At 70.4% G+C, this 22,450-nt stretch carries 20 protein-coding genes; 15 read left to right on the top strand and 5 right to left on the bottom strand.

Annotated features, from left to right (window positions below; genetic code table 11):
• Positions 1-42 precede the first annotated feature (42 nt).
• Positions 43-1,020, top strand: coding sequence for an L-histidine N(alpha)-methyltransferase (gene egtD / locus ACZ4FV_RS20285; protein ID WP_465323012.1), 978 nt, complete (start codon positions 43-45; stop codon positions 1,018-1,020).
• Positions 1,021-1,096: 76 nt separating this feature from the next.
• On the opposite strand, the gene ACZ4FV_RS20280 is transcribed toward egtD, so the two are convergent.
• The 3 genes from ACZ4FV_RS20280 to ACZ4FV_RS20270 form a co-directional block, all read right to left on the bottom strand.
• Complete coding sequence (locus ACZ4FV_RS20280) at positions 1,097-2,050, bottom strand: COX15/CtaA family protein (RefSeq protein WP_402231650.1); 954 nt, start codon at positions 2,048-2,050, stop codon at positions 1,097-1,099.
• Between the two features lie 94 nt (positions 2,051-2,144).
• Entirely contained in the window at positions 2,145-2,870 is a 726-nt protein-coding gene (locus ACZ4FV_RS20275) for an ABC transporter permease (RefSeq protein ID WP_395862802.1), read from the bottom strand.
• A gap of 74 nt (positions 2,871-2,944) precedes the next feature.
• On the bottom strand, positions 2,945-3,874 hold the full coding sequence (locus ACZ4FV_RS20270; protein WP_395862617.1) for an ABC transporter ATP-binding protein: 930 nt from the start codon (positions 3,872-3,874) through the stop codon (positions 2,945-2,947).
• Positions 3,875-4,075: 201 nt separating this feature from the next.
• Between ACZ4FV_RS20270 and ACZ4FV_RS20265 the strand changes: the two genes are divergently transcribed.
• Genes ACZ4FV_RS20265 through ACZ4FV_RS20230 form a run of 8 tightly spaced genes read left to right on the top strand, consistent with a single transcriptional unit; the run spans position 4,076 to position 10,741 of the window.
• Entirely contained in the window at positions 4,076-4,927 is an 852-nt protein-coding gene (locus ACZ4FV_RS20265; protein ID WP_395862619.1) for a helix-turn-helix transcriptional regulator, read from the top strand.
• Positions 4,924-6,336: a Fe-S cluster assembly protein SufB gene (sufB, locus tag ACZ4FV_RS20260; RefSeq protein WP_355541505.1), complete on the top strand. Its 1,413-nt coding sequence runs from the start codon at positions 4,924-4,926 to the stop codon at positions 6,334-6,336. The genes ACZ4FV_RS20265 and sufB overlap by 4 nt, the downstream gene beginning before the upstream one ends.
• A gap of 3 nt (positions 6,337-6,339) precedes the next feature.
• Positions 6,340-7,572, top strand: a complete 1,233-nt coding sequence (sufD, locus tag ACZ4FV_RS20255) for a Fe-S cluster assembly protein SufD (protein WP_395862621.1) — start codon at positions 6,340-6,342, stop codon at positions 7,570-7,572.
• Positions 7,569-7,886: a non-heme iron oxygenase ferredoxin subunit gene (locus ACZ4FV_RS20250; protein ID WP_395862622.1), complete on the top strand. Its 318-nt coding sequence runs from the start codon at positions 7,569-7,571 to the stop codon at positions 7,884-7,886. The genes sufD and ACZ4FV_RS20250 overlap by 4 nt, the downstream gene beginning before the upstream one ends.
• 7 nt (positions 7,887-7,893) lie before the next feature.
• The gene (sufC, locus tag ACZ4FV_RS20245) at positions 7,894-8,658 is read left to right on the top strand and encodes a Fe-S cluster assembly ATPase SufC (RefSeq protein WP_395862625.1); all 765 of its coding nucleotides are present in this window, start codon (positions 7,894-7,896) and stop codon (positions 8,656-8,658) included.
• Positions 8,655-9,914 carry a cysteine desulfurase gene (locus tag ACZ4FV_RS20240; RefSeq protein WP_395862626.1) on the top strand — a complete coding sequence of 420 codons (1,260 nt, stop codon included), beginning with the start codon at positions 8,655-8,657 and terminating at the stop codon, positions 9,912-9,914. The genes sufC and ACZ4FV_RS20240 overlap by 4 nt, the downstream gene beginning before the upstream one ends.
• Positions 9,915-9,950: 36 nt before the next feature.
• Positions 9,951-10,412 carry a Fe-S cluster assembly sulfur transfer protein SufU gene (gene sufU / locus ACZ4FV_RS20235; protein ID WP_395862628.1) on the top strand — a complete coding sequence of 154 codons (462 nt, stop codon included), beginning with the start codon at positions 9,951-9,953 and terminating at the stop codon, positions 10,410-10,412.
• Positions 10,409-10,741, top strand: coding sequence for a metal-sulfur cluster assembly factor (locus ACZ4FV_RS20230; RefSeq protein ID WP_355541487.1), 333 nt, complete (start codon positions 10,409-10,411; stop codon positions 10,739-10,741). The genes sufU and ACZ4FV_RS20230 overlap by 4 nt, the downstream gene beginning before the upstream one ends.
• Positions 10,742-11,027: 286 nt before the next feature.
• Here the strand turns inward: ACZ4FV_RS20230 and ACZ4FV_RS20225 are convergent, their stop codons facing one another.
• Positions 11,028-13,913, bottom strand: a complete 2,886-nt coding sequence (locus ACZ4FV_RS20225; RefSeq protein WP_465323005.1) for a hypothetical protein — start codon at positions 13,911-13,913, stop codon at positions 11,028-11,030.
• Between the two features lie 384 nt (positions 13,914-14,297).
• On the opposite strand from ACZ4FV_RS20225, the gene ACZ4FV_RS20220 reads away from it, so the two are divergent.
• Both ACZ4FV_RS20220 and ACZ4FV_RS20215 read left to right on the top strand, forming a co-directional pair.
• Positions 14,298-14,786, top strand: coding sequence for an ATP-binding protein (locus tag ACZ4FV_RS20220; RefSeq protein ID WP_395862632.1), 489 nt, complete (start codon positions 14,298-14,300; stop codon positions 14,784-14,786).
• Positions 14,787-14,977: 191 nt separating this feature from the next.
• Entirely contained in the window at positions 14,978-15,517 is a 540-nt protein-coding gene (locus tag ACZ4FV_RS20215; RefSeq protein WP_395862634.1) for a hypothetical protein, read from the top strand.
• Between the two features lie 440 nt (positions 15,518-15,957).
• Here the strand turns inward: ACZ4FV_RS20215 and ypfJ are convergent, their stop codons facing one another.
• A complete protein-coding gene (ypfJ, locus tag ACZ4FV_RS20210; protein WP_402231643.1) occupies positions 15,958-16,860 on the bottom strand; it encodes a KPN_02809 family neutral zinc metallopeptidase in 903 nt (300 codons plus the stop codon).
• A gap of 262 nt (positions 16,861-17,122) precedes the next feature.
• On the opposite strand from ypfJ, the gene ACZ4FV_RS20205 reads away from it, so the two are divergent.
• The 4 genes from ACZ4FV_RS20205 (at position 17,123) to ACZ4FV_RS20190 (ending at position 22,392) form a co-directional block, all read left to right on the top strand.
• The gene (locus ACZ4FV_RS20205) at positions 17,123-18,721 is read left to right on the top strand and encodes an ABC-F family ATP-binding cassette domain-containing protein (protein WP_395862638.1); all 1,599 of its coding nucleotides are present in this window, start codon (positions 17,123-17,125) and stop codon (positions 18,719-18,721) included.
• Positions 18,722-19,129: 408 nt separating this feature from the next.
• The gene (locus tag ACZ4FV_RS20200) at positions 19,130-19,363 is read left to right on the top strand and encodes a helix-turn-helix domain-containing protein (RefSeq protein ID WP_020553538.1); all 234 of its coding nucleotides are present in this window, start codon (positions 19,130-19,132) and stop codon (positions 19,361-19,363) included.
• Between the two features lie 226 nt (positions 19,364-19,589).
• Positions 19,590-20,339: an enoyl-CoA hydratase/isomerase family protein gene (locus ACZ4FV_RS20195; protein ID WP_395862804.1), complete on the top strand. Its 750-nt coding sequence runs from the start codon at positions 19,590-19,592 to the stop codon at positions 20,337-20,339.
• A gap of 163 nt (positions 20,340-20,502) precedes the next feature.
• Positions 20,503-22,392 (top strand): ABC transporter ATP-binding protein, encoded by a 1,890-nt coding sequence (locus ACZ4FV_RS20190; RefSeq protein WP_465323004.1) that lies wholly within the window; start codon positions 20,503-20,505, stop codon positions 22,390-22,392.
• Positions 22,393-22,450: the final 58 nt, after the last annotated feature.

The raw sequence follows: 22,450 nt of genomic DNA, 5'->3' as shown, positions 1-22,450 counted from the left end.
GTCGCCGCACGTCCGTCATCCGCCCCACAGGAACGGCGTCCCATGAACAGCCGCTTCACCCTCGACCACCGGCTGCCGGCCGACTACTTCGACACCACGCTGCGTGCCGACGTGCTCCGGGGCCTCACGGCACCGACCAAGTCGCTGCCGCCCAAGTGGTTCTACGACGCGCGCGGCAGCGAACTGTTCGAACAGATCACCCACCTGCCCGAGTACTACCCCACCCGCGCCGAGCAGGAGATCCTCACCCGGCGCGCCGCCGAGATCGCCGCCGCCACCCGGGCGCACACGCTGATCGAGCTCGGCTCCGGTTCCTCCCGCAAGACCCGGCTGCTCCTGGACGCGCTCACCGCGGCCGGCACGCTGGAGCGCTATGTGCCGCTGGACGTGAGCGACTCGGCGCTGACCCAGGCCGGCGAGGCACTCTGCCGCGACTATCCCGGCCTGCGGGTCGCGGCCACCGTCACCGACTTCGAACACGACCTGGCACTGGCCGACGAACCCGGCCCTCGACTGCTCAGTTTCCTGGGCAGCACGCTGGGCAACCTCGGCCCCGCCCAGCGCACCGACTTCTACCGCATCCTGCGGCGCGCCCTGAGCGCCGACGACACCCTGTTGCTCGGCGTGGACCTGGTCAAGGACCCGGGTGTCCTGGTCGCGGCCTACGACGACAGCCAGGGCGTCACCGCCGCCTTCAACAAGAACGTGCTCCACGTGCTCAACCGCGAACTCGACGCGGACTTCGACCCGGACGCCTACGACCACGTGGCCGTGTGGAACGCCAGGGAGGAGCGCATCGAGATGCACCTGCGCTCCCGCGTCGGGCAGACCGTGAAGATCCCGGCGGTGGACCTGTCGGTGGACTTCACCGAGGGCGAGCTGCTGCGCACCGAGATCTCCACCAAGTTCCGCCGCGAGGCCCTGCTCGCCGAGCTGGCCGAGGCGGGCTTCACCGTCCGCCAGTGGTGGACCGACCCGCAGGAGCGCTTCGCACTCCTGTTGGCGGTCCCCAGCCGCTGATCGAGGCGGGACCAGGAACGCCGAGACGGGTCGGACCCGCGAGGGTTCGACCCGTTTCGGGCCCGGCATCGGGCGGTCAGTAACGGGTGGCGACCGGCTCGCGCAGCTCGGCGTCGAGGTCGTCGGCCCCCTCGGGCGGGGTGTCGCCGCGCATGCGCAGGGCGAACAGGACCCGGGTGGCGGTGACCACGGTCAGGGCGGCGCCGAACATGTGGGTGAGGACCATCCACTCGGGGAGGCCGTTGAAGTACTGGACGTAGCCGATCAGGCCCTGCGGGATCAGCACCGCGAGCAGCCACCACACGCGGTGCTGGGCGGCGAGCGGGGCGTCGGTGACGCGCAGCGCCAGCGCCAGGGCGACGGCCGCGCCCAGGAGCAGGAACGCCAGGTCCGCGTGCAGCCAGGCCGTCTGGTCGATGTCCACGTCGAAGCGCTTGGCCTTGAGGTCGCCCGCGTGCGGCCCGGAGCCGGTGACCACGGTGCCGACCACGATCAGCGCGCCGGCCACCGCGAGGGTGCCGTAGCCGAACCAGCGGATCTCCGGGCGGACCAGCAGCCGGGCCGGCGCGTCGCCCTCGCCGGCGCGCTCGTACAGCATCACCGCCGACGCGATCAGCAACATCGACAGGAGCAGGTGGCTCGCCACCGCCATCGGGTGCAGGTCGGTGAGCACGGTGATCCCGCCCAGCACGGCCTGGCCGACGACCGTGCCGATCTGGATCCAGGCCAGCGTGGTGATGTCCTTGCGGCGCACGGTCAGCCGGTAGGCGGCCACCACGCAGGCCACCGCGATCGCGCCGACCACGTAGGCCAGCATGCGGTTGCCGAACTCGATGTACGCGTGGTGACTGATCGCCTCGTGCGGCGTCCAGTTGCTGGTGTCGCTGTCGCACCGGGGCCAGGTGTCGCACCCCAGGCCCGAGTCGGTGAGTCGGACGAGACCGCCCGTGACGACGATGCCGATCTGCGCCACCAGGTTCGCGAGGAACACGCGGCGGGCGACGAGGGGGGAGACGGCCTGCAGACTCATGCGCGACATGCTACGTCGTGAATGAATTCACAAGCGCACCAGGGGTGTCGGCCGACGCCGGGCCGGCCGCGCCCCCCCGGACCACTCGCGGACCTCACTCCCAGCGGAAGAAGCGCGCCGCCGCGCCCAGGCCCAAAACCGCCCAGACCGCCAGGATCGCCAAGTCGCCCAGCGGCAGTCCCGATCCGTCCCGGAGCACGTCGCGCAGTCCGTCGGACAGCGCCGAGATCGGCAACAGCGCGAGCGTGTGCTCGACCCCGGAGGGGAACTTGTCCAGCGGCACGATCACCCCGCCGCCCAGCAGCAGCAGGATGAACACCAGGTTCGCGGCGGCGAGGGTGGCCTCGGCGCGCAGCGTCCCGGCCATCAGCAGGCCGAGTCCGGAGAAGGCCGCCGTACCCAGCACGAGCAGCAGGATCACCCAGACCGGATTGCCGTGCGGCGACCAGCCCATCGCCAGCGCGATCACCACGAGCAGCGCCACCTGGAGGATCTCCACCAGGATCACGCACGCCGTCTTCGCGACCATCAGCCCCCAGCGGGGCAGCGGCGTCGAACCGAGCAGCTTGAGCACTCCGTAGCGCCGCTCGAACCCGGTCGCGATGGCCTGACCGGTGAACGCGGTCGACAGCACCGCCAGCGCCAGCACCCCCGGCGCCAGGAAGTCCACCCGTTCGCCGTCCCCGGTGTCGACGATGTCCGCCGACCCGAAGACCACCAGCAGCAGCGTCGGGATGATCACCGTCAGCAACAGTTGCTCGCCGTTGCGCAACAACATCCGCGTCTCCAACGCGGTCTGCGCCCCGATCATCCGGGACATCGGCGCGGCCCCGGGGGCGGGCGCGAACGTACCGCGGTGTCGTTCCTTTGCCACCGAATCCCGCGTCGGCGTGCTCAACTGCGCAGCTCCCGTCCGGTCAGTTCCATGAACACGTCCTCCAGGCTGCGTCGTTCCACGGTCAGCCGCTCCGGCATCACCCCGTGCTGCGCGCACCACGAGGTGACCGTGGCCAGCAGTTGCGGGTCGATCTCGCCCTCGATCCGGTACGCGCCGCGTGAGACCTCCAGCGCCTTGGCACCCACCGGCAGCGCGTTCAGCAGCGATCCCAGGTCCAGGCCGGGCGGCCCGGCGAAGCGCAGCGAGTTCTCCGCGCCGTCGTGGCACAGCGCCTCGGGCGAGCCGGAGGCGATCACCCGACCGTGGTCCACGATCGCCACCTCGTCGGCGAGCTTCTCCGCCTCGTCCATCAGGTGGGTGGTCAGCACCACGCTCACCCCGTCGGCGCGCAGCTCGCGCACCAGGTCCCAGCCGGCGTGCCGGGCGTGCGGGTCGAGTCCGGCGGTCGGCTCGTCCAGGAAGACCAGCTCGGGGCGGCCGACCACGGCGAGCGCGAGCGCGAGCCGCTGCTGTTGGCCGCCGGACAACCGCCGGTAGGTGGTCCGCCCGCACGAGCCCAGGCCGAGCCGCTCGATCAGCATCGACACGTCCAGGGGGTGGGCGTGCAGCTTCGCCACGTGTCGCAACATCTCCTCGGCGCGCGCCCCCGAGTACACGCCGCCCGCCTGCAACATCACCCCGATCCGGGGCCGCAGCGCGGCGGCGTCGCGCCGCGGGTCCAGGCCGAGCACCCGTACCTCGCCCGCGTCCGCGCGCCGGTATCCCTCGCAGATCTCGATCGTGCTGGTCTTCCCGGCGCCGTTGGGACCGAGCACCGCGGTCACCAGACCGCGTTCGACGGTGAGCGAGAGCCCGTCCACGGCGGTCTTGTCGCCGTAGCGCTTGACCAGGCCCGTGATCGCGACTGCCGGCGGCGAGGAGTCCATGACGAGTCAGTCTAGAAAGGTCTCGGCGCCCCCGGTGCGGGGGTTGTCCGGATCGGTTCATCTGACGGTGTGTCAGGAGAATTCGCAGGTCGGAACGGGTGTCGACGGGCGTGTGTTGTTAGGCACACCTAAGTGACGGACCGCACGCGATCGCCGTTTGGCCTGGGGCGCGATTAACGCAACAATGGTGTTGTGGAAAACATGCGAACGAGCGAAGAGGCACCGCGGCGGGTCACCGCAGCGGCTGCCGGCACGCCCGAGCATGACGGTCACGAGGGCACCCGGCACCGGGTCACCCGCTCGATCGTCGACCACGGCCCGTCCACCGCGGCGGACCTGGCCGAGCGATTGGAGCTGACCCCGGCGGGCGTGCGTCGCCATTTGGACGCACTGGTCGCCGAGGGGGTCGTCGAGGCCACCGAGCAGCGCGTCTACGGACGCCGGGGCCGGGGTCGTCCGGCCAAGGTGTTCGCGCTCACCGACGTCGGCCGCTCCGGGTTCCACCAGGAGTACGACGAGCTGGCGGCCGAGGCGCTGAACTTCGTCGCCGAGCATCTCGGCGACGAGGCCGTGACGAAATTCGCCCGCGAGCGGCTTGCCGCCCGCGAGGAGAGGTATCGTCCCTCGGTCGAGTCCGCGCCCCCCGGGGAGCGGGCCCGAGCGCTGGCCGAGGCGCTGTCCGCCGACGGGTATGCCGCGAGTGCGCGGCCCGCACCCGGCGGAGAGCAGCTTTGCCAGCACCACTGTCCGGTGGCTCACGTCGCCGAGCGGTTCCCGCAGCTCTGCGAGGCCGAGGCCGAGGTGTTCGCGCGCCTTCTCGGTACGCACGTGCAAAGGCTGGCGACGATCGCCCACGGCGACGGCGTCTGCACCACGCACGTTCCTGCTGTGCAGGCTGAATCGGCCGGGTCCACCGGCCGCAGGGTCGGCTCGTCCGGCCCGAAGGCCGTTTCCTCCGGCCTGAACACCGAACACAATCCGCCGCGCCGGGGCCCTTCCCGTTCGCGGGAATCGACCGACGCCACCCCGGCTTCCGGGAGGACTACTTCATGACCACCGACGCTCGCCCCGAGCTTGAGGGTCTGGGCACCTACGAGTACGGCTGGGCCGACTCGGACACCGCCGGCGCCTCCGCGCGCCGGGGCATCTCCGAAGAGGTCGTCGCGGACATCTCGGCGAAGAAGTCCGAGCCCGAGTGGATGTTGAAGCAGCGCATGAAGGGCCTTCGGCTCTTCGGCAAGAAGCCGATGCCGACGTGGGGCTCCGACCTCTCCGGAATCGACTTCGACAACATCAAGTACTTCGTGCGCTCGACCGAGAAGCAGGCCGCCTCGTGGGAGGACCTGCCCGAGGACATCAAGAACACCTACGACCGACTGGGCATCCCGGAGGCGGAGAAGCAGCGCCTGGTCGCCGGTGTCGCCGCGCAGTACGAGTCGGAGGTCGTCTACCACCAGATCCGCGAGGACCTGGAGGAGCAGGGCGTCATCTTCCTGGACACCGACACCGGGCTGCGCGAGCACCCGGAGCTGTTCAAGGAGTACTTCGGCTCGGTCATCCCGACCGGCGACAACAAGTTCTCCGCGCTGAACACCGCGGTCTGGTCCGGTGGCTCGTTCATCTACGTCCCGCCGGGCGTGCACGTGGAGATCCCGCTCCAGGCCTACTTCCGGATCAACACCGAGAACATGGGCCAGTTCGAGCGCACGCTGATCATCGCCGACGAGGGCTCCCACGTGCACTACGTCGAGGGCTGCACGGCGCCGATCTACAAGTCGGACTCGCTGCACTCGGCCGTGGTCGAGATCGTGGTCAAGAAGAACGCCCGGGTGCGCTACACGACCATCCAGAACTGGTCGAACAACGTGTACAACCTGGTGACCAAGCGCGCGGTGGCCCACGAGGGCGCCACGATGGAGTGGATCGACGGCAACATCGGTTCCAAGGTCACCATGAAGTACCCGGCCGTGTGGCTGCTCGGCGAGCACGCCAAGGGCGAGACGTTGTCGATCGCCTTCGCGGGCGAGGGCCAGCACCAGGACGCCGGTTCGAAGATGGTGCACTGCGCCCCGAACACCTCGTCCAACATCGTGTCCAAGTCGGTCGCGCGCGGCGGTGGCCGCACGTCCTACCGCGGACTGGTGCAGATCGAGGAGGGCGCGCACGGCTCGACGTCGTCGGTCAAGTGCGACGCGCTGCTGGTCGACACGATCAGCCGCTCGGACACCTACCCGTACGTCGACGTCCGCGAGGACGACGTGTCGATGGGTCACGAGGCGACCGTCTCCAAGATCTCCGACGACCAGCTCTTCTACCTCATGAGCCGCGGCATGACCGAGGACGAGGCCATGGCGATGATCGTGCGCGGGTTCGTCGAGCCCATCGCGCGCGAACTCCCGATGGAGTACGCCCTCGAATTGAACCGCCTGATCGAGCTTCAGATGGAAGGGGCTGTGGGCTAGTCCATGGCTGCGAACACCAACACTCCCGGTAGCACGACCGCCGGATCGATCGCCGTGCGCGAGGCCGGGGCCGCGAACGTGCTCGCCGGCCCCGGCACCGGCCGCTCGGTCGCCCAGCCCGCGGACGCCCGCCAGGTCGCCGTCGCGTCCTACGACGTGGCCGACTTCGTGGTGCCCACCGGCCGCGAGGAGGACTGGCGGTTCACCCCGCTGGCCCGACTGCGCGGTCTGCACGACGGCACCGCCGCCGCGGGCGACCGGGGCGAGGTCACCGTCTCGGTGACCGCGCCCGAGGGCGTCACCGTCGAGACGGTGGACCGCACCGACGCGCGGATCGGCCGGGCCGGCCGCCCGGTCGACCGGGTCGCGGCCCAGGCGTACAGCTCGTTCGAGAAGGCCACGCTGATCGTGGTCGGCAAGGACACGCAACTCGCCGAGCCGGTCGTCGTCGACCTGCGCGGCACCGGCGGCACCGCGTTCGGGCACGTCACCATCGAGGTCCAGCGGTTCGCCGAGGCGACCGTGGTGCTCGACCACAGCGGCTCGGCGACCTACGCGCAGAACGTCGAGTTCATCGTCGGCGACGGCGCCCGGCTCAAGGTCGTCTCGATCCAGGACTGGGACGCCGAGTCCGTGCACGTGGGCTCGCACCTGACCCGGGTGGGTCGGGACGCGTCCTTCGCCTCCGTCGTGGTCACCCTCGGCGGCGACCTGGTCCGGCTCTTCCCGCGCGTGGTCTACGACGCCCCGGGCGGCGACGCCGAGCTGTACGGCGTGTACTTCGCCGATGCCGGCCAGCACCTGGAGCACCGCCTGTTCATCGACCACGACGTGCCGCAGTGCCGCAGCCTGGTCACCTACAAGGGCGCGCTCCAAGGCGCGGACGCGCACACGGTGTGGATCGGCGACGTGCTCATCCGAGCCGCGGCCGAGGGCACCGACACCTACGAGCTCAACCGCAACCTGGTGCTCACCGACGGCGCCCGCGCCGACTCGGTGCCCAACCTGGAGATCGAGACCGGCGAGATCGCCGGCGCCGGGCACGCCAGCGCGACCGGGCGCTTCGACGACGAGCAGCTCTTCTACCTGCAGTCGCGCGGCATCCCGGCGGACGAGGCCCGCCGCCTGGTCGTGCGCGGCTTCTTCGCCGAGGTGATCGCCCGGGTCGGCATCACCGACCTCCAAGAGCGCCTGATGAAGCAGATCGAGGCACGCCTCGAAGGCGGCGCCCGATGAGCTACCTCAAGGCCTGCGCCGAGACCGACCTGCACGAGGACACGCCCCTGCGGGTCGTGCTCGACGACATCCCGGTCACCCTCGTGCGCACCGAGGGCGACGTGTACGCGATCAACGACGTGTGCTCGCACGCCAACGTGTCGCTCTCCGAGGGCGAGGTCGAGGACTGCGCGATCGAGTGCTGGCTGCACGGCTCGCGCTTCGATCTGCGCACCGGCCGCCCCTCGGGCCCCCCGGCAAACCTGCCGGTCCCCGTGTACCCCGTGAAGATCGACGGCGGCGCCGTCTTCGTCGAAGTGAACCAGGAGTCCTGAGTCCGTTATGGCAACGCTTGAGATCCGCGACCTGCACGTCAGTGTGGACGCCGAGAACGGTCCGCGCGAGATCCTGCGCGGCGTCGACCTGACCGTGAAGCAGGGCGAGACCCACGCCATCATGGGCCCGAACGGCTCCGGCAAGTCGACCCTCGCGTATTCGGTCGCGGGCCACCCGAAGTACAAGGTCACCGGCGGCACTGTGCTGCTCGACGGCGAGGACGTGCTGTCCATGACCGTCGACGAGCGGGCCCGCGCCGGCCTGTTCCTGGCCATGCAGTACCCCGTCGAGGTCGCCGGCGTCTCGGTGTCCAACTTCCTGCGCACCGCCGCCACCGCCACCCGTGGCGAGGCCCCCAAGCTGCGGCTGTGGATCAAGGAGGTCAAGGAGGCCATGGAGCGCCTCCAGATGGACCCCGCCTTCGCCGAGCGCAACGTCAACGAGGGCTTCTCCGGCGGTGAGAAGAAGCGGCACGAGATCCTTCAGCTCGAACTGCTCCGGCCGAAGATCGCGATCCTCGACGAGACCGACTCCGGCCTGGACGTCGACGCGCTGCGCGTGGTGTCCGAGGGTGTCAACCGGGTGCAGGCGACCGGCGAGATCGGCACCCTGCTGATCACCCACTACACCCGCATCCTGAAGTACATCAAGCCCGACCACGTGCACGTCTTCGCGGGCGGCCGGATCGTGGAATCCGGCGGCGCCGAACTCGCGGACAAGCTCGAGGACGAAGGCTACGAGGCCTACACCGGCAAGGGGGAGACTGCATGACAGTGCACCTGCCGGGGCTGCTCGACACGGACGCGATCCGCAAGGACTTCCCGATCCTCGAACGGCTCCTGCACGGCGACCGACCGCTTGTCTACCTGGACAACGCGGCCACGTCGCAGACCCCGCGCCAGGTGATCGACGCCATGACGCACTACTACGCGAACAGCAACGCGAACGTGCACCGCGGCGTGCACGTGCTGGCCGAAGAGGCCACCGCGCTGTACGAGGGTGCCCGGGACAAGGTCGCGGAGTTCATCAACGCGCCCAGCCGGGACGAGGTGATCTTCACCAAGAACTCCTCCGAGGCGATCAACCTCGTGGCGAACATGCTGACCTGGGCGGACGAACCGTTCAAGGTCGGCGTGGGCGCCGACGTGGTGATCACCGAGATGGAGCACCACTCGAACATCGTGCCGTGGCAGTTGCTCGCGCAGCGCACCGGCACGCAGCTCAAGTGGTTCGGGCTCACCGACGACGGCCGGCTGGACCTGTCGAACATCGAGCAGGTGATCACCGAGGAGACCAAGGTCGTCTCGGTGGTGCACACCTCGAACATCCTCGGCACGGTCAACGACCTGGAGCCGATCGTGCGCCGCGCGCACGACGTCGGCGCGCTGGTCGTGGTCGACGCGTCGCAGGCCGCGCCGCACACCGTGCTGGACGTACAGGCCCTGGGCGCCGACTTCGTCGCGTTCACCGGGCACAAGATGTGCGGTCCGACCGGCATCGGCGTGCTCTGGGGCCGGCTCGGTCTGCTGGAGGAGCTGCCGCCGTTCCTGGGCGGCGGCGAGATGATCGAGACCGTGACGATGAGCGCGTCCACGTACGCGCCCGCGCCGCACAAGTTCGAGGCCGGCACCCCGCCGATCGCGGAAGCGGTCGGGCTCGGTGCGGCGATCGACTACCTGTCGGCGATCGGCATGGACCGCGTCGCCGCGCACGAGCACGCGATCACGGGTTACGCGATCGACGCGCTGAACGGCGTCGAGGGCCTGAAGATCATCGGCCCGGCGGACAATGTCGCGCGCGGTGCGGCGATCTCCTTCACGTTCGGCGACATCCACCCGCACGACGTGGGTCAGGTGCTCGACGAGCAGGGCATCGCGGTGCGGGTGGGTCACCACTGCGCACGTCCGGTGTGCCTGCGCTACGGAGTGCCGGCGACCACGCGAGCCTCGTTCTACCTGTACTCCACGCCGGCCGAGGTCGACGCGCTGGTGGCCGGGCTGGAACATGTCCGACAGTTTTTCGGTTAGCACTGGTTCCGGCTGAGTGGGGCGGGAGGCGAAGAGATGAAGCTTGACGGGATGTACCAGGAGATCATCCTGGACCACTACCGGCACCCCCATAACAAGGGGCTGCGCGACCCGTTCGACACCCAGGTCCACCACGTCAACCCGACCTGTGGGGACGAGGTCACGCTGCGGGTGAAGCTGGACGGCGAGAAGGTTCTCGACGTCAGCTACGAGGGTCAGGGCTGTTCGATCAGCCAGGCCAGCGCGTCCGTGATGACCGATCTGGTGATCGGGCACACCATCGAGGACGCGTTGCACGCCGGGGACGAGTTCCTCGCGCTCATGCAGTCCAAGGGGCAGGGTGAGCCGGACGAGGACGTCCTGGAGGACGCCGTGGCGTTCGTCGGCGTCAGCAAGTACCCGGCGCGGGTGAAATGTGCGCTGCTGGGGTGGATGGCCTTCAAGGACGCCACCGCGCAGGCGCTGCAGACGCTGCAGACGACGGAAGGGCAGAAATGACCGAGACGCAGGCGCGTCCCGCGGCTACGCCGGAGGACGTCACCGAGGCGATGTACGACGTCGTCGACCCGGAGCTCGGGATCAACGTCGTCGACTTGGGCCTGGTGTACGGGGTGCACGTCGACGACGCGAACATCGCGACCATCGACATGACGCTCACCAGCGCGGCGTGTCCGTTGACGGACGTGATCGAGGACCAGACGCGGACCGCGACCGAGGGGATCGTCGCGGACATGCGGATCAACTGGGTCTGGATGCCGCCGTGGGGGCCGGACAAGATCACCGATGACGGGCGTGAGCAACTGCGGGCGCTCGGGTTCAACCTGTAGCCTTCCGGGCCGGCTGGGCCCTTTGGCCTCAAGCGCCGGCCGGGCTTGGTTGCCTGGCCTGCGGGCTCGGTGGCCTCAAGCGCCGGCCGGGCTGAGTGGCCTCAAGCGCCGGCCCGGCTGTTTTTGGCTTTTGGCCGGCGTTGGCGTTTGGTTTGGTTGGGGTGGCCTCAAAGCGCCTGCTGGGCTGAGTGGGCTCGGGTGCCGGTTGGGGTGGTTGGGGCTTGGGCGGTGTTGGGTGCCGGGTGGGTCGACTTCGGGTCGGTCCGCCCGGCGCTTTTTTGTTGGGTCAGGGGCGGGGTTGGCTTACGCCGAGGAGTTCGAGGACGTCGGTGTCGCCTCGTTGCTGGAGGCGGTGCAGGACTGCCTTGAGGTCGATGCCGGGGTCGAGGCCGATCCGGGCGCCGAGGAGTTCGGGGAGGTTGACCTGCTCGGGGACCGGGTCGACGCCGGTGTGGCGTAGCGCGCGGGCCCAGCGGGGGAGGCGTACGGTTGCGTCGCCGCGGACCAGGCGTGCCTCCAGGCGGCCCTGGTGGATGGACGAGATGAAGACCATGTCGCCCTCGTGCGCGGCCAGACCGGTCAGGATCGCCCGCATCGACACCAGGTAGGGCGTGTCGGACCAGCGCAGCGCGGCGGGGCCGTGTCCGTGGTGCAGTCGGACCTGGCCGCCGGGGGTGACCCCCAGGGACTGTGCGAACGCCGGCGGCAGCTTCACCGGTTCGCCTTCGAGCATCGCGGTGGACACGTCCACCCGGAACGCCCACGCGCCGGTGTCCTCGCGGAAGCAGCCCGCCGTCCAGGAGGGGTCGCCGATCGGCGCCGACTGCTGCTTCCGGGCGGGCCGTTCCAGGGTGTCCGCCGAGCGGGAGAGCACGTGGCCGTTCTCCACCTGGAAGCCGTCCAGCCGGCCGACCCAGGCGGTCTGGAGCGGCTTGCGGATGCCCATCGCGGCGAGGTCCCGCTCCAACGCCTCGAGCGGAACCGGGCCGTGGGCGCAGGCCGCGTCCAGGGTGCTCTGGGTGCGGTCGGACAGCTCGCCGAGCGGGGCGCTCGACAGCCAGCCGTCCACCGACATGTGCAGCCCGAGCAGGCCGCGCAGCACCTGCCAGACCTGGATCTCCAGACCCGGCACGGTCTCGGTGTGCTTGGGGTGCAGCGCGCGCAGCTCGGACACCGTGGTGAGCACGCCGAGCCGGTCTCGGACGAAGCTCAGGTGGACCCGGACCGGCGCGCCGTCGGAGCGGGCGATCCGCTCGTCCAGGGTGCGCCGCAGGTCCCGCTCCATGATCTTGACCTCGGCCGGCGAGGTGCCGAACTCGGCTGCCAGTGACTCGAGTTCGCGCGGCGCGTCGGTGAACAGCCGATCCCGGGCGAGCACCTTGCGCTGCGGTTCGACAGCGGCGAACCACGAGGTCAGGATCGCGACGAGGTCACCGCCGCCGGGTTCGCCGGCGCGGGGCAGCGGCCGGTCGACGAGCATCGTGACGTCCTGGGTCCCGGGCAGTGTGCCCGGCACCATCTCGACGGTGGCCTCCGGGTCGGCGGCGGCCTTCGTACCCCGGTTCGTCCGCGGCACCACCGAGTGGTCCGGCGGCGCGGGAACGGACGGCATCTCGGCGGCGGTCGCGGCCGCCTCGGCGGCGGGCGTCGCCGTGGTCGGATTCGGGGTGCTCGGGCTCGCGGCGGTCGCGGTGCGCGGCGGGTGGCTCGGGCGCGGCGGGATGCGCAGTCCCTCGGGAGTGCGCGGCACGTTCGACTCGGCGACGACGGGCAACTCGCCGGCGGTGGGCGGTGGGACCTCGCCGAACGCGTCCTGCCCGGGGTCCTCGTCCTCGTCCTTGGCCGGTTTGGGGGCCTGTTTGGGCGATCGGGTGGCGGGCGCGTCGGCCCGGCCGCGGTCCTTGATCGTGCGGATCGGGATGTCCGCGACGGTCATCGGCGGTGTCTCGCCGTACGCGTCCAGACCCGGGTGGTCGCCCTCGGTCGCGAGCTCGGCGGACACGGCGCGCGGCGGCGCGTCCTCGGAGGTGTCCTCGGTCCGGACCCGCGGCTGCCGCTTTCCGGTGGACGTCGACTCGGCCGCGGGCTCGGGTACGGGCTCGGGGCGCGGTTCGGCCTGCTTGCGTTCGGTTGGGGCGGCCGGGGCCACGTCCGCCCGGGTGGGCGGCGGGACCTCGCCGTACGCGTCCCGGCCCGCCGCGGTGCCGGCGGTCGACGCGGACTCCGCCTCGTCCGACTCGGGCGCGACCGGTGCGGGTGGCATCGCGAGCGACGCGCGCAGGCCGGACGGGACCTGGGTGAGCAGCGCGGTCAGTGCCGTCCGGACCTCGTCCGTGGCGTCCTCCAGGCCGACCACGGCGGCGGTCTCCAGGGTGACCTGGGCGAGCTGGGCCATCAGCGGAACATCCGGCGCCTGGGCGGCCAGCCAGCGCACCACCGTGCCCAGTTCGGCGGTCAACGGCTCGGGCATCTTGACCGGGTACAGCTCGTCCTCGTCCAGGTCGCCCCACTCGTCCGGGGTGTCCCAGTCACCTTCGGGCGGCGCTGCCGGGATCGCGACGGACGCGGCGGGAACCGGCTTCGGCTCGGGCTCGGGTTCCGGCTCGGGTTCCGGTTCGGGATGCGGCTCCGGCTCGGCCGGGTTCGGATCCGGCTCGGGTGTCGAGGCGACGGCCGGCGCGCTCGCGGCGGTCTCCGGTGTGCCGAACACCGCGTCCACGTCCACCGATTCGTCGTCCGCGGGCAGCAGTCCGAGCACCTCTTCGAACAGCCGGGCCACCAGCGGTCGTACCGTCGAGGTGCCGATCTGGGTCCAGTCGCCGACCTCGCGCACGGTCGTGGTCAGCAGGTCCGCCCAGTCCGGGGTACGCACCATCACGTTCGTCCGGGCGCCGTCCGGCCACTGGGACAGCCGGAAGCCGTTGCGGGCCAGCCACGCGCCCGGCAGCAGGTCGCCCAGGCGCAGGTGGCGAAGCTCGGTGTAGGCCAGATCGGCGAGCCGCCCCGGGAGCTCGTCGCGACCGAAGGTGTCCGCGGCCCGCACCACGGGCACGCTCATCCACCACGCCGCGGGCAGGTCCTCGTGTTCGAGGTAGTCGGCGACGAGTTCGGGCGCGACGAAGCGCAGGGCTGGGACGAAATCGGCCAGAGTGGCCTGGAGCCGGGGCTGCATGCAGGTCCTCCGTGACGCGGTCGGTACCCCCGACGTTAGCGGCCGGGTGGCGAGCCGGCACCGGGTGTCCCGGGCCGTTGCCATCTGCTTGCGGGACGAAGCGGCGGATCGGTTGGTTCCCCGAGCGCCCTCTCGGGCCCTGCGATACCGGTCACGTGTCGGCCTCGACGTGCTGCTCGGAGCGTTGTCGTCGCAGATCGCTACCCCGCGACGCGGGCCGGGAACCGCGCCCCGGGCGCCCGACGGCGCTCGCATCGACCGCGAGCGCCGATCGAGCGCCGGTCGCACGTCCACCGCCGGCCCGCGCCACGTTTCACCAGGGGGAAAGAAGTCGATCTCACCAACAGTGGAGACAAGGGCGGCTAGTTTGGACAAAGGTTGCCGATGCCTCCGGCCGCCTCATCCGCGCCACCAGGGGATACAGGGGATACAGGGGGAGACGTGGGCGAAATCGCATCATCGCCGCGATCCGGGGAGTCTTCGGCCGGCCCACTGCTCCTGTCGCTGAGGCTGACGGCCACTGTGGAGGCGGTGCCTCGGGCGCGTCACGCGCTGCGGCGGGTGCTGGGTGAACGGGTTCCGGACGCGCCCGTGGACACTCTGGAGCTGTTGCTGTCGGAACTGGTGACCAACGCGGTCAAGCACTCGGTGCGGGGTCATACGGTCGCGGTGGCGATTCTGCGTCGGGAGAACTCGATTCGGATCGCGGTCGTGGACAACGACCCGGCGCTCCCCGAGCCCGGGGACGCGGTGGATCTGCTCGACGAGCACGGGCGCGGGTTGTTGCTTGTGGACGCGATGGCGGAGGAGTGGGGGAGCTATCCCGTGCCGGACGGGAAGGTTGTCTGGTGTGACGTGAAGACCGTGGAGTGAACTCGGGCGCGGAAATGCGTGGGGCGCGTGGGGTTTGGTCCGTGGGGCTCGGTGGCTGCGCGTGCGCGTGCGGTGTGCGGGTGTGCGCGGTTGGTGATCGGAGTTGGGGCGGGTTTAAACCAACACGGCGGAAAAATGGCGTAATTGGATCTCGGCGTGCACTCTGGCAGGGACGGTTCGACTGTTTGTCCATGCTGTGCAAGGAGGATCCGTTGCGCGAACAGACCATCGGGGAACACCTCGACCGACTGGCCAGTCCCGACGTCGCGGTACGAGGGGCCGCCGCCGCGCTCCAGGCCGCGCAGGCCGCGGCGCTGATCGAGCGGGCGGCCGCGCTGGCGCTGCACACGACCGACGCCGAGGAGACGATGCGGGCGGCGCGGGCCGAGGCGGGGCGGATGCGGGAGCGGGCGATGCGGGTTGGCCATGCGGCCGGGGTGGATTCCGTTGCCGTGGGCGAGGCCGAAGTGCCTTTGCGTATCGCGGCGTTGGCGGCGGATTTGATCGGACTGGCGGGTACGGTCCGCGATGGCGGGGACGAGGACGTGCTTCCGTATCTCGCGGCTGCGGCGGCCAGCGCGCGGGCGGCGCTGGAGGCTTCGGCGGCGTGGGTCTCGCTGGTTGTTGCCGATGGTGGGGGGCGCGAGGTCCGGTCTCGGTTGGCGCGGCATCTTTCGGCTGTTGCCGATGCGGAGGACATCGTGGATCGGGCGCGGGTTGCGGTCGGCTGAACTCGGTTCGTGCGGGGGCGAGTTGGCCTCTTGCGCGATCGGGCGGTCGGTGGCTGGTGGGCCTCGCGCGCCGGGTGGCGTTGGGCGGTGGCTCCGCTGGGGTGGCCTCATGCGCCCGGCCGGGCTGAGTGTGCTCAAGCGCCGCACGGGCTGAATTGGTTCGGCCGGCGATGGGCGTCGGCTCCGCTGGGGTGGCCTCATGCGCCGGCCGGGCTGAGTGTGCTCAAGCGCCACACGGGCTGAGTGGCCTCAAGCGCCGGCCGGGCTGATTTGGTGCTCGGTTGGCGTTGGGCGTTGGCTCTGTTGGGGTGGCCTCATGCGCCGGCCGGGCTGAGTGTGCTCAAGCGCCGCACGGGCTGAGTGGCCTCAAGCGCCGGCCGGGCTGATTTGGTGCTCGGTTGGCGTTGGTTCTGGTGGGGTGGCGTTATGCGTTGGGTGGGTCAGATGCGGGAGGTGAAGGTGTCGCATTTGGTGGGGTCGCCGGTGGTGTAGCCCTGGCGGAACCATTGTTGGCGTTGGGTTGCGGAGCCGTGGGTCCAGGATTCGGGGGTTACTCGGCCCTGGAATTGTTCTTGGATGCGGTCGTCGCCGACCGCGGCCGCGGCGTCCAGGCCGTCGGCGATGTCCTGGTCGGTGAGGGCGGTGATCAGGGGTTGGCCGTCGGCCTGGGGGGTGGTGGTGGCGTGGTGGGACCAGACGCCCGCGTAGCAGTCGGCTTGGAGTTCGAGGCGGACCGAGCCGCTTTGCGGGCCCTGGCGGTCGTTGCCGACCTTGGCCATCTGGCCGGTCAGGTCCTGGATGTGGTGGCCGTATTCGTGGGCGAGTACATATGCCTCGGCGAAGGGGCCGCCCTTGGCGCCGAACCTGGTGCGCAGGTCGTCGAAGAAGCCCAGGTCGATGTAGACCTTGCGGTCGCCCGGACAGTAGAAGGGGCCCACCGCCGAGGTCGCCCCGCCGCACGCGGTCGAGGTGCTGCCAGTGAAGAATTGGGTCGGCGCCGGCTTGTAGGTCGCGCCCCGGCGCCGGTACTCGTCCGTCCAATACGCCTGCACGCTGTTGACCACGCCCACGATTCGGCAGTCGTCGCGCGCGTTGGCGTCGGTGCCCTTGCGGCACGAGTCCCGCAGTACCCGGTTGTCCGCCGGCACCGAGTTGCCTCCGCCGTCGTCGCTCAGCCCGAGCTGGTCGGGGCTCAGGCCGAAGATCAGGCCGAGCACCACCGCGATCAGGCCCGCCGCCCCGCCGCCCACCGCGAGGCCAGGCCGGCGCAGACCGCCGCCGCCCGAGCCGCGACGGTCCTCGATCTGTGACGTGTCGAGATCCGCGTCGTCGTTGAACTGCATCACGGCACCGCCTGCGGGCTGGGGAACAGGGCCAGACGAAAGATGTCGGGTGACGGATATCCCTTTTCCGGGTTTTTATCGCCGGCGTCCCGTTCGTCGCCGCGGGACGCCCGGGAATCCGGTGCGAGCCCTCCCGTAGACTCGTGGGCATGGTCGGTTTCTCTGGATATCCCCGCGAGCGGCCTTAGAGCGGTGCGGCTTCCCCGCGAGCCCCGCGCGACCGTCCGTCTTCGTCAGTCCCCGACCGGGAGTCCAGTCCTTCATGATCAACGCAACCAACGTCGAACTACGCGCCGGCGCCCGCATCCTGCTGGAGCCGGCCTCCTTCCGGGTCGCGGCCGGCGACCGGATCGGGCTGGTCGGCCGCAACGGCGCCGGCAAGACCACGCTGACCAAGACGCTGGCCGGGGAGACCCAGCCCGCGTCCGGCACCATCACCCGTACCGGCGAGGTCGGCTACCTCCCGCAGGACCCGCGCACCGGTGACCTGGACGTGCTCGCCCGGGACCGGATCCTGTCCGCGCGCGGGCTGGACGTGGCGCTCTCCGGGATGCGCGAGGCCGAGGGTCTGATGGCCAGCGCGAGCGGCGAGACCGCCGCGAAGGCGATGCGCAGGTATTCGCGCCTGGAGACCGAGTTCCTGACCAAGGGCGGCTACGCGGCCGAGGCCGAGGCGGCCACCATCGCGGCCAGCCTGGGTCTGCCGGATCGGATCCTGGGTCAGGAACTGCACACCCTCTCCGGCGGCCAGCGCCGCCGGGTCGAGTTGGCCCGGATCCTTTTCTCGGACGCCGACACGCTGCTCCTGGACGAGCCCACCAACCACCTCGACGCCGACTCGATCGGGTGGCTGCGCGAGTTCCTCAAGACCTACAAGGGCGGCTTCATCGTGATCAGTCACGATGTCGGCCTGATGGAGGCGTGCGTCAACAAGGTGTTCTACCTGGACGCCAACCGCACCACCATCGACATCTACAACGTCGGCTGGAACGCCTACAAGCTCCAGCGCGAGACCGACGAGCGGCGCCGCAAGCGCGAGCGGGCCAACGCGGAGAAGAAGGCCGACCAACTCTTCACGCAGGCCGACAAGATGCGGGCCAAGGCGACCAAGACGGTGGCCGCGCAGAACATGGCCCGTCGTGCCGAGAAGCTGCTGTCCGGACTGGAGAGCGAGCGCAAGTCGGACAAGGTGGCCAAGCTGCGCTTCCCCAAGCCGGCCCCGTGCGGGAAGACTCCGCTGATGGCGACCGGCCTGTCCAAGTCGTACGGCTCGCTGGAGATCTTCACCGACGTCGACCTGGCCATCGACAAGGGCTCGCGCGTGGTGATCCTGGGCCTCAACGGCGCGGGCAAGACCACGCTGCTGCGCCTGCTCGGCGGGGTCGAGGACCCGGACACCGGCAAGATCGAGCCCGGCCACGGGCTGCAACTCGGCTACTACGCGCAGGAGCACGAGACGCTCGACCCGGAGCGCACGGTGCTGGAGAACATGCGCTCGTCCTCGCCCGACCTCGACCTGGTCGAGGTGCGCAAGGTGCTCGGTTCGTTCCTGTTCTCCGGCGACGACGTGGACAAGCCGGCCGGGGTGCTCTCCGGCGGTGAGAAGACCCGGCTCGCGCTGGCGACGCTGGTGGTCTCCAAGGCGAACGTGCTGCTGCTGGACGAGCCGACCAACAACCTCGACCCGGCCAGCCGCGCCGAGGTGCTGGACGCGCTGCGCACCTACGAGGGCGCGGTCGTGCTCGTCACGCACGACGAGGGCGCGGTCGAGGCGCTCCAGCCGGAGCGGATCATCCTGCTGCCGGACGGCGTCGAGGACCTGTGGAACGAGGACTACGCCGACCTGGTCGCGCTCGCCTGATCGTTCGGGCGTGCGCGCCCGGGAAGCCCGAACCACCGACACCCCGTCGGGTTGCCGTCCTCGGCAACCCGACGGGGTGTTCGCTTTCGTCCCCCGACCGGTTTTCACCACGAAACCCTCACAAGGGGAAGCCATCCTTCCGGTCCGCACGTGATGCCGGTCACCAGGCTCGACGGCGACGCAGAGCAAGGTCGCGAATCTCATGGGTGACCAGGGCCTTTGTCGGCGGACACAGGATTCGGTCAAGCATTCGGCACGGGAAGGCGTGATTCCGCTCGGGTGATCTTTGTGTGCAACGGGCCACGCGCCGCGATGATCAAGCCATCGGGCCTGGTGGAATCACTGGCCATGCCATGCCCCAGGGGTGATCATGGGATTCCAGAGCGCACTTCCTATGAGGAGGCACGTGTGGCCGAGACTCTGAAGAAGGGCAGCCGGGTGACCGGTGCCGCGCGCGAGCAGCTCGCGGCTGACCTCAAGAAGAAGTACGACTCCGGTGCCAGCATCCGCGCCCTCGCGGAGGAGACGGGCCGTTCCTACGGCTTCGTGCACCGGATGCTCAGCGAATCCGGGGTGACCCTCCGAGGCAGGGGTGGGGCAACGCGGGGCAAGGCCAAGACCGCCGCGTCGTCCTCGGCCTGAGGTCGAGCTCCGGAGGATCCGCATCACCGTACCGTCCGTCGAACGACCATGTGACCGACCGGTAACGTCGGGCGCGTGGTCGTTCGACGGAAGCGACCCGAACACGGGAGGGACCGTGGACGTGGTGGCGAATCAGCTCGACAGTACGAATGGCAATGGCGGTACGGACGGCAACGGCGGTGAGGTCGGCGGTGCCGACGTCGCCGCACGGCAGGATCTTTCGGTCGTGATCGAAGGTTCGTTCGCGGTGGTGACCCTCACCAATCCCGATCGGCGCAACGCGCAGACTCCCGCGCTCTGGCGCGCGCTCGCCGCCGTCGGCCGCGACCTGCCCGGTGACGTCCGAGCCGTGTTGTTGCGCGCGGAGGGCGCCTCCTTCTCCGCGGGCCTGGATCGGCGGATGTTCCCGGGCGGCGGGGGCATTTCGGGGGAGTCGGATCTCGTCTCGCTGGCCGGGGCGAGCGACGACGAACTCGACGCGACCATCGCCTCGTTCCAGGAGGCGTTCACGTGGTGGCGCCGCCCCGACCTGCTCACCGTCGCCGCGGTGCAGGGGCACGCCGTCGGCGCCGGGTTCCAGCTGGCGTTGGCGTGCGATCTGCGGGTGTGCGCCGACGACGCGCGGTTCTCGATGCGCGAGACCGCGCTCGGTCTGGTCCCGGACCTGGCCGGGACCAAGCCGTTGACCGACCTCGTGGGCTATGCCCGTGCCCTGGAGATCTGCGTCACGGGCCGCTGGGTGAGTGCCGAGGAGGCCGTGTCGATGGGGATGGCCACGCTCGCGGTGCCGCGCGAGGAACTCGACGGCGCCGCGCGCGACCTGTTGGCCGCGCTCCTGGCCGCGCCGCGCGATGCGGTGATCGAGACGAAGGCCCTGCTCGCGGGCGCCGCGGGGCGTACCTACGACGAACAGCGCGCCGCCGAACGCGCCGCCCAGGCCCGCCGCCTGCGTGACCTCGCGGGCATCGGCGAGTAGTGAGACCCACGTCACATCCGGCCGCCGCCGACGGCCGGCGAAGCCGTGTCGGGCCCGGGACTCCCGGGAGTAAGCGGGCCCACGTCGGTGTTCCCGTACACGAAGTGCTGAGGTTGACTCAGGATTTCATTTCATCATTCGATATGTACGGGAGCGAGGCGTGATGAGTGGCGGCGGCCCGATGGGAATGAACCTGCGCTCCTACACCCGCGACGCGTCGGTGGTCGAGCGCAAGCTCGCGCCCGGCACGGTGCGGCGGGTGGGCGAGTTCGCGAGACCCTTCGCACGGCAGATCACCGTGTATCTGATCCTGGTCGTGATCGGCGCGGTGCTGACCGTCGTGCCGCCGCTGCTCGCGCAGCGGATCGTCGACGACGGGGTGCTCGAAGGCAACGGTCACCTGGTGACCGTGCTCGCGATGGTGGTGGCGGGCATCGCGCTGCTCGCCGCCGGGTTCGGCCTGGCCGAACGGTGGTACTCGGCGCGGATCGGCGAGGGCTCGATCTACGAACTGCGCAGCCAGGTGTTCGCGCACGTGCAGCGACAGCCGATCGCGTTCTTCACCCGGACCCAGACCGGCGCGCTGATCTCGCGCCTGAACAACGATGTGCTCTCCGCGCAGCGCGCGTTCACCTCGACCCTGGCCGGTGTGGTGTCCAACCTGGTCAGCCTGGTCCTGGTGGCCGGCACGATGTTCTACCTGGCCTGGCAGATCACCCTGATCTCGCTGGTCCTGCTGCCGCTGTTCCTGCTGCCGGCCAAATGGATCGGTCGTCGGTTGCAGGCCATGACGCGCGAGCAGATGCAGCTCGACGCGGAGATGTCGACCGTGATGACCGAGCGGTTCAACGTGTCCGGCGCGATGCTGGCCAAGATCTTCGGCCGGCCCGAGGAGGAGGACGCGCTGTTCTCCGGGCGGGCCGCCCGGGTGCGCGACATCGGCATCCGAATCGCCCTGGTGAACCGGGTGTTCGCCACCGCGCTGACCCTGGTCGCCTCGCTGGCGACCGCGCTGGTGTACCTGATCGGCGGGCACCTGGCGGTGGACGGGCAACTGACCGTGGGCACGCTGGTCGCGCTCACCGTGCTGCTCGGCCGGCTGTACGGGCCGCTGACCGCGCTGGCGAACGTGCGGGTGGACGTGATGACCGCGCTGGTCAGCTTCGAGCGGGTCTTCGAGGTGTTCGACCTGCCCGCGATGATCGCCGACAAGCCGGACGCCGAGCCGCTGCCGGCGGACGCGGCCACGGTCGAGTTCGACGCGGTCGGGTTCGCCTACCCCGGCGCGGACGAGGTCTCGCTGGCCTCGCTGGAGAGCGTCGCGGTGCTCGATCGGCGGCGCTCCGAGCCGGTGTTGCGCGACGTGTCGTTCCGGGCCGAGCCCGGTCAGGTGGTGGCCCTGGTGGGCCCCTCGGGCGCGGGCAAGACCACGATCACCTCCCTGGTCGGCCGGCTCTACGACGCCACCGAGGGCTCGGTGCGAATCGGCGGCCACGATGTGCGCGATGTCACGCTCGCGTCGTTGCGGGACACCGTCGGCGTGGTCACCCAGGACTCGCACATGTTCCACGACACGATCCGCGGCAACCTGCTCTACGCCAAGCCGGACGCGAGCGACGACGAGTTGTGGGTCGCGTTGCGCGCGGCGAACATCGGCGAGCAGGTGGCCGAGCTGCCGGACCGACTGGACACGGTGGTCGGCGAGCGCGGACACCGGTTGTCCGGCGGCGAGAAGCAACGCCTCGCGATCGCCCGACTGTTGCTGAAGTCACCGCGTGTGGTGGTGCTCGACGAGGCGACCGCGCACCTGGACTCCGAGTCCGAGGCGGCCGTGCAGCACGCGCTGGCCTCGGCCCTGGAGGGTCGTACCGCGCTGGTGATCGCCCACCGGCTGTCCACCGTGCGCGACGCCGACCTGATCCTGGTGGTGGACGGCGGCGGCATCGTGGAGCGCGGCACACACGCCGAGTTGCTCGCCCGGGACGGACTGTACGCGGACCTGTACCACCGTCAGTTCCGGGACCAGGAACAAGATCGGGCCCTCGCGAGTTGACCGACCACAGCCCGGGGCGGCGGGTAGTGTGGTGATATTCCAAACGGTTGGCAAGAGG

It is taken from the genome of Embleya sp. NPDC025285, from assembly GCF_055558835.1.
The sequence above is the reverse complement of the archived record's forward strand: the minus strand, read 5'-3'. Positions and strand labels throughout refer to the sequence as shown.